The organism is Barnesiella sp. CU968 (assembly GCF_905219685.1).
GTDB classification, from domain to species: domain Bacteria; phylum Bacteroidota; class Bacteroidia; order Bacteroidales; family Muribaculaceae; genus Lepagella; species Lepagella muris_A.
In genome coordinates, this window is sequence record NZ_CAJMXD010000267.1 from 1 (window position 1) to 4080 (window position 4080).

A 4080-nucleotide genomic window follows, 5' to 3' on the forward strand; every position below is an offset into this window, starting at 1 on the left:
GGGTTCCACTCGTCGAGACAGGAGTAGCCGACGGACCGGGAGCCGACTACTTTGTCAAAAAATATGTGGATGAATGCATGGCTGCCGACCCGGACATAGACACGCTGATACTCGGTTGCACGCACTATCCGCTGCTACTTGACAAAATCAGACAGTACACACCGCAGAATGTCAGAATACTTCCGCAGGGAGAACTCGTGGCGGAAAGTCTCGCCGACTACCTTCGCAGACACCCGGCAATGGAAAGGGAATGCACAAAAGAGGGCTCAGTTGAGTTTCTGACAACAGAGAGCCCCGATAAATTCGACTCACTCGCAACCCTATTCATGCAGTCGCCTGTCGCTTCATCACGTATAACATTGTGACAATACTCAATAAAAGCAGACATGACACTCGACCAGTTAAAAAAAGAACTCCGCACCGCATCTTATGAAACAGCGGTGGAGACACTGACACAATACATAGCAGACAACCCCGACGACGATGAGGCACTCACAGCACGCGGAATGAGACACTGGGGTGCCGGCAAACGATCACTCGCCATAAACGACTACCTCGCCGCCATCGAAATCAATCCCTCAGGCAAAGCAAAAGAGGCTCTTCGCGCGGCAACTGAAATACTCGATTACCGCAACAAAGACCTCTATAATCCGTAACACGACTTCTTACTTCTTAAGAAGCTGTTTTAGGCGCCCGCTTTCAACGAGATAGGCGAGATATTCATAATCAAGCGGCTCGTCAAGGTCAAAACAAATGTGATCCATCACATAAATGATAGAACGCGGTGTGACCGCACGGGGATTCTCGCAATCAAGAGCCTCACGGCGATAGACGTATATCGAGCCATTGATGTCATAAACCTTCGGAGAGCCCTGACGGGTTGTGAATTTACCGTCTATCACCACATGGCAATAACCGTCTTCACTCTCCTCCACCTGATTGAAATAAGGATTTCTGCCGCACGGACTCACTGAAAAGATTGTAAGCGCATCATCGTTGGCGGCAATCATCTCCACACACTTCTCTATGTCTTCAAGCGTACGTATCGGGGAAGTGACATCAAGGTCAATCACATAATCATATCTCTTGCCGTAATGTTTCTCTGCATAGAGCATGACATCCTTGATTGCCTCCGGTTTTCCGCAGACATCATCGGCAAGAAAATCCGGTCTCTCGTAATCTGTCGGCACACCAGCTTCGGCACCAACCCTTCTGATATCCTCAGAGTCTGTTGACAACACAATATCCGCCGGATGCTTCCGCACATACTCAAGAGCCGCTTCCGCAGTGTAAACAAGCAGAGGCTTACCCCCTATCTCCTTGATATTCTTTCCGGGAATACCTTTTGAACCGCCCCGGGCACATATGGTTATCAGATAATTAGCTTTCTTCATAACAATATTCTACATTTTCTGGTCAAGATTCTTCCCTTTCTCTTCATGTTCGAAATTAGGGAGAAAATCTTTTAGTACCTTTACAATATCCTCTTTTGTGAATCCGGGGTTGTCGAAAATTCCCTCCAGCTCGCCGATAAACTCTCTCACCTCGTCCGCACTGCGTCTGCAAGACTCGCAAATCACACCGAGCGCGGCGAAACGAGCCATGTCCACGGATTCTCCCTCGACAAAAAACTCCTCGAAATCTTTTTCTCCGGTTGTATCGCTGCGGAAATATACCACTGGCCATTCCCTGGTATCTTCCGGCATCGTTGCGGCAAAACGCTTTGCCTCCTCATCAGATCCGCATCTCCTCGGCTCATAACCGAGACAGCGCAGGAAACGGTCGGCGATTGTCGAGAACCGCATCATTTTTTCCTCGCCGAGTTTCGGAAAAAAAACCTCTCCGTTTCTTCCGAGAACGCATGCAAGCAGACAGATCTGTCCGCTCTCCTCAGGTGAAACAAAATAACGCAACACATCCTCCGGCGCCGCTATCGGCTGCCTTTTCATCACTCTCTCCACAAAACCGGCGGGCAAAGAGCCGTTAGAGAAAGCGACATTCGCAAAACGCGCTGTAGTAACCTTGAATCTGTCGGCATATGCCATGATCAGATCCTCCATTATCCGCTTGCTCGCACCCATGATATTGACAGGGTTAGCAGCCTTGTCGGTTGAGACACAGAAGAAATGTCGCGGAGGATTCGATGCGAGAAGCTCAAGTAATCCCGCAGCCTTCACCACATTGTTCTCAAGCAATGCCTGCACCGAATTTCTGTCTTTTTCCGAACGCACGTGCTTATGCGCCGAGAAATTGGCGACAATATCGAACCCTCCTTCCTCACGGAATATCCTACGGAATACCTTTGAATCGAAATCCATGGTATATGTGACAAAATCGCCGGGCACATACATCCCTTCGGTAGAACGCAGGTCTCGCGTCAGTTCCGCAAGTCCGTTCTCGTTAAGATCCACCACAACAAGCCTCGACGGCATGAAAGGAAGCAACGCTCTTATAAAAGAGGAACCGATCGAACCGGCGCCACCGATCACAAGCACTCTCTTTCCGCATATCTCACGCGAAAGCACGTCACGGTTGGCATCAATATCGTCAATAAACATCGAACGTGGACGCTCCGTCACACATTCGGCAATAAACTTATCTAAATTCAGCATCTGTGCATTAATGTTATTATATGCAGTAATGTCATTCCAAGCAAAGGAACCGATTCCGTCCGCTTGTCATTCGAATACAATCACAAATATAACGAATTTTATCGGGTTGAAGAAAAATAATTGACAAACTGAATCCGGACAGAATCCGGAAGCGATTCAGTCGATTGCCGCATATCTGATTGTAAAAGTATGTTTTATAACAATATGAAAAATTTTGCAAAGAAAATAGTCTTATGTAATTTTGCATCGGGGACTAATGTTCCCCGGTAGGTTTCCAACGACTTACGTTTTACACAGATAATGACAGAATCATTATAAGCATGCAAGCAACAGGGTAATTGATTATTATTTTGACCTTAATCGAAGAGGAAAGGCTCCTACGAGAGTCGGAGCCTTTCTCGCAAACCGTGGTCCGCAAGAGCCGCGGTTTGTCGTTTGTCATAAGTCGTTTATATAATCAATGCTCTGTTTCTTTTGCCATGAGTTATTTTACGGCATAACCGAGCGTGCGTAGAAATGCGGCAAGTCGATCACGGCATTCACCCTGCATCAGAATTTCACCGCCCCTCGCGCTTCCGCCGACACCAAGATGCCGTTTGGCTTTTGACGCCACCTCCCCCAGCTCATCGTCATCACAAGTAAAACCCTCCGCTATCGTGGCGGTCTTACCCTTGCGACCTTTTTTCTCCACGACTATGCGGATTGTTTCCTTCTTCAGTCCCTGTTTTTCCGCACGAATCTCATCAGCCGTCTCCTCCGCAGACTCCTCCGCCTGAGGCAATTCGTCTCTAAGGTGAGACAGCATATCTTTCCAGTCCATATCTTCAGTAATTATAAGAAGTTGTCGCGAACTCCGTTTAAAGTTTCTCACGGAGTTCAGCCACACTCTGCGCGCGGTCTGCAAGCTGACCGTCTGCCGTATATATGAAGAAAACTGGCATGGAACCGACATTATAAGAACGGAGCGCGTCGGAAGTCATTCCCGCCGGATCTATAACTGTGGTCCAGCGAAGATTGCGTGCCGCATCCCTCCAGGCATACTGGTCTGCGTCAAAAGAAACATGATAGAAAGCCACATTACCGCCGAAACTGTCAAACAATTCGGAAAGCGCGATATTCAGGGCAGGAGATTCAGGCTGGTTCATCATACTGAAAATCAAAACCGTCTTTTTCCCTTTACCCGCGACGTCTGAAAGCTTCACATTTTTGCCGTTCTCATTGGGCAGATCGATGTCGATCATCGTTATCTCCTCCGCCTCAACCACTCGTGTCTTCCCTTGCCCGGCATTGCGGCGGCGCAATGCCTGAAGGCTGACATCACGCAACATTCCCGCATGAGGGTCATTGGGACGGAACTGATCGAAGGCAGTCGCGACAGCGGCATAATATTTTGCATCCGAAGCGGAAGCCGGATCATAAAGCGGCTTCCCGTCAACTATCTTTGTAAGCACATAATAACCTATTATAC

Annotated in this window: 5 protein-coding genes and 1 pseudogene; 2 read left to right on the forward strand and 4 right to left on the reverse strand. The window is 48.3% G+C overall.

The window, feature by feature from the left end:
- Positions 1 to 365 (forward strand): annotated as a pseudogene (locus tag JX312_RS09925) (aspartate/glutamate racemase family protein); the annotation flags it as partial.
- A gap of 21 nt (positions 366 to 386) precedes the next feature.
- The gene (locus tag JX312_RS09930; RefSeq protein ID WP_123404901.1) at positions 387 to 656 is read left to right on the forward strand and encodes a hypothetical protein; all 270 of its coding nucleotides are present in this window, start codon (positions 387 to 389) and stop codon (positions 654 to 656) included.
- Between the two features lie 9 nt (positions 657 to 665).
- Here JX312_RS09930 and JX312_RS09935 read toward each other — a convergent pair whose 3' ends face one another.
- The 4 genes from JX312_RS09935 to JX312_RS09950 all read right to left on the reverse strand — a co-directional run.
- The gene (locus tag JX312_RS09935) at positions 666 to 1394 is read right to left on the reverse strand and encodes a cytidylyltransferase domain-containing protein (RefSeq protein ID WP_123404899.1); all 729 of its coding nucleotides are present in this window, start codon (positions 1392 to 1394) and stop codon (positions 666 to 668) included.
- 9 nt (positions 1395 to 1403) lie between these two features.
- Positions 1404 to 2612, reverse strand: a complete 1209-nt coding sequence (locus tag JX312_RS09940; RefSeq protein ID WP_123404897.1) for a UDP-N-acetylglucosamine 4,6-dehydratase — start codon at positions 2610 to 2612, stop codon at positions 1404 to 1406.
- Between the two features lie 484 nt (positions 2613 to 3096).
- A complete protein-coding gene (locus JX312_RS09945; protein ID WP_164916592.1) occupies positions 3097 to 3432 on the reverse strand; it encodes a translation initiation factor in 336 nt (111 codons plus the stop codon).
- A 37-nt stretch (positions 3433 to 3469) separates the two neighbouring features.
- Positions 3470 to 4080: peroxiredoxin (locus tag JX312_RS09950; protein WP_204457881.1), on the reverse strand; the 611-nt coding region annotated here is incomplete at its 5' end.